The 2,877-nt window shown below is 39.1% G+C and carries 1 protein-coding gene; it reads left to right on the forward strand.

The features are described from left to right. Positions 1-2,877 (forward strand): hypothetical protein (locus FFR48_RS26825; protein WP_201277692.1); only part of this gene is annotated, 2,877 nt, incomplete at both ends.

The following is a 2,877-nucleotide window of genomic DNA, read 5'->3' on the forward strand; positions in this document are numbered from 1 at the left end:
TGGTCAATATATTACTGCCAATAACTTAAATTCTGATGCAGAGTTTTGGTTAGAGCAAGGTGATTATTATTTGATCATGCAGGGTTATAGTGATGTCAATAGTTCTACTTATAGCTTGCGTTTAATTGCTCCTGATGTTTCAGCGATAACTCCTTTAGCTTTTAATAATGCTATTAGCGGCAATATTGCTGAGAAAGGTGAACAAGATATTTACACATTTACAGGGGCGATCGGTCAGCAAATTTCCTTTAATGTTCTTGACTCTGGGCAATATCGTTCAACCAATGCGTATTTGTATAGTCCGAGTGGAAATCAGATTTTTAGTCGTTGGCTTTCTGATCAAATTACAACACCCATTACTCTGGTAGAAGCAGGGAAATATACGTTGCGGCTAGATGGTAGTGGGGAAAATACAGATGCCTATAATTTCAGTCTTGTGGATTTAGGGCAAGTAACTTCTGTTAATGGCCTAACAGGGACACCTATTACGCTTGGTAATATCGTTAGTGGTTCTATTAGTGATGCGAGTCAAGTTGATTCCTATATCTTTACAGGAACGGTTGGGCAACAACTTTTTTATGATGCTTTAGGCAGTAGCTATTTCCGTTTCCGCTTCTATGATCCAACAGGTCGTGAACTATTTAATGTTGATAGTCGCTCTGAACGTGGCCCTGACAATAACTTAACGTTAACCATGAATGGCACTTATCGCCTGACTCTAAGTGAAGGATCGGGGAATTATAATTTTCGCTTGTTAAACAAAGCCGATGCAACGGTTATTAATCTGGATACAGATATTACGGGAACCCTTGATAATGGAGGTTTTGAAGCAGATAGTTATCGCTTTACTGTAACTGACAGAAGTTATCTCTATTTTGATGGTCAACGTGGGAATTATGATAATGCTTGGATTCTGTATGGACTTAATGGAGAGAATATTGCTTATGTCAACTTTGATAATGGTTGGCCAACTTATCGTTACTCTGATGCAGAAATGTGGCTCGATCCAGGAGAATATTGGTTAATTCTGCAAGGTAATGGAGCAGAATACTGGACTGATGGCAGTAATGATTATAAGTTACGAATTGTTACTCCTCAATTAAATACCACTGCGATGACTCTTGGAACTACGATTACTGGAACTATCAGTGAAGCAGGAGAGCAGGATACTTATACCTTTGAAGGAATCGCAGGACAGCAACTTTTCTATGATGGTTTTGGCGATGCTAATCTTCAATTCCGTTTCTTTGATCCTACAGGTCGTGAGCTATTTAATGTTGATAGTCGTAGCGATCGCAGTCCTGACGGTAGCTTAACGTTGACGATGAGTGGAACCTATAAAGTTCTCATTGATGGTATTCGGGATTATACAGGTAATTACGGTTTCCATTTATTTGATAAAGCAGATGCAACGGTTATTAATCTCGATACGGATATTGCAGGAACTTTTGATAATGGCGGTTTTGAAGCAGATAGTTATCGCTTTACTGTAACTGACAGAAGTTATCTCTATTTTGATGGTCAACGAGGGAATTATGATAATGCTTGGATTCTGTATGGACCTAATGGACAGAATATTGCCTATGTCAACTTTGATAATGGTTGGCCAACTTATCGTTACTCTGATGCAGAAATGTGGCTCGATCCAGGAGAATATTGGTTAATTCTGCAAGGTAATGGAGCAGAATACTGGACTGATGGTAGTAATGATTATAAGTTACGAATTGTTACTCCTCAATTAAATACCACTGCGATGACTCTTGGAACTACGATTACTGGAACTATCAGTGAAGCAGGAGAGCAGGATACTTATACCTTTGAAGGAACCGCAGGACAGCAACTTTTCTATGATGCTCTAGGGGGAGATTTCCTCAAGTTCCGTTTCTTTGATCCTACAGGTCGTGAGCTATTTAATGTTGATAGTCGTAGCGATCGCGGTTCCGATGGCAGTTTAACTCTGGCAATGAATGGAACCTATAAAGTTCTGATTGATGGGGAACGGGATTATACAGGTAATTACGGTTTCCATTTATTTGATAAAGCAGATGCAACGGTTATTAATCTCGATACGGATATTGCAGGAACTTTTGATAATGGCGGTTTTGAATCAGATAGTTATCGCTTTACTTTAACTGACAGAAGTTATCTCTATTTTGATAAACAAATTGGTGACTATGATAATGCTTGGATTCTTTATGGACCTAATGGTCAATTAATTACAAGCCGAACTTTTTACTATGATTATCATGGCTATAATGATGCAGAGCTATGGTTAGACTCAGGAGAATATTGGTTAATTCTGCAAGGTAATAGTGCCGAGCCCGAGCCTTGGTTTGGTAATGGTAGTAATGATTATAAGTTACGAATTGTTACTCCTCAATTAAATACCACTGCGATGACTCTTGGAACTACGATTACTGGAACTATCAGTGAAGCAGGAGAGCAGGATACTTATACCTTTGAAGGAATCGCAGGACAGCAACTTTTCTATGATGCTCTAGGGGGAGATTTCCTCAAGTTCCGTTTCTTTGATCCTACAGGTCGTGAGCTATTTAATGTTGATAGTCGTAGTGATCGCGGTTCCGATGGCAGTTTAACTCTGGCAATGAATGGAACCTATAAAGTTCTGATTGATGGGGAACGGGATGCGACAGGTAGTTATGGTTTCCGTTTGTTAGATAAAGCCGATGCGACGGTTATTAATCTCGATACGGATATTGCAGGAACTTTTGATAACGGCGGTTTTGAATCAGATAGTTATCGCTTTACTGTAACTGACAGAAGTTATCTCTATTTTGATGGTCAACGAGGGAATTATGATAATGCTTGGATTCTGTATGGACCTAATGGACAGAATATTGCCTATGTCAACTTTGA

This window comes from Sphaerospermopsis reniformis (assembly GCF_005402885.1).
In the GTDB taxonomy this organism is placed as follows: Bacteria; Cyanobacteriota; Cyanobacteriia; order Cyanobacteriales; family Nostocaceae; genus Sphaerospermopsis; species Sphaerospermopsis kisseleviana.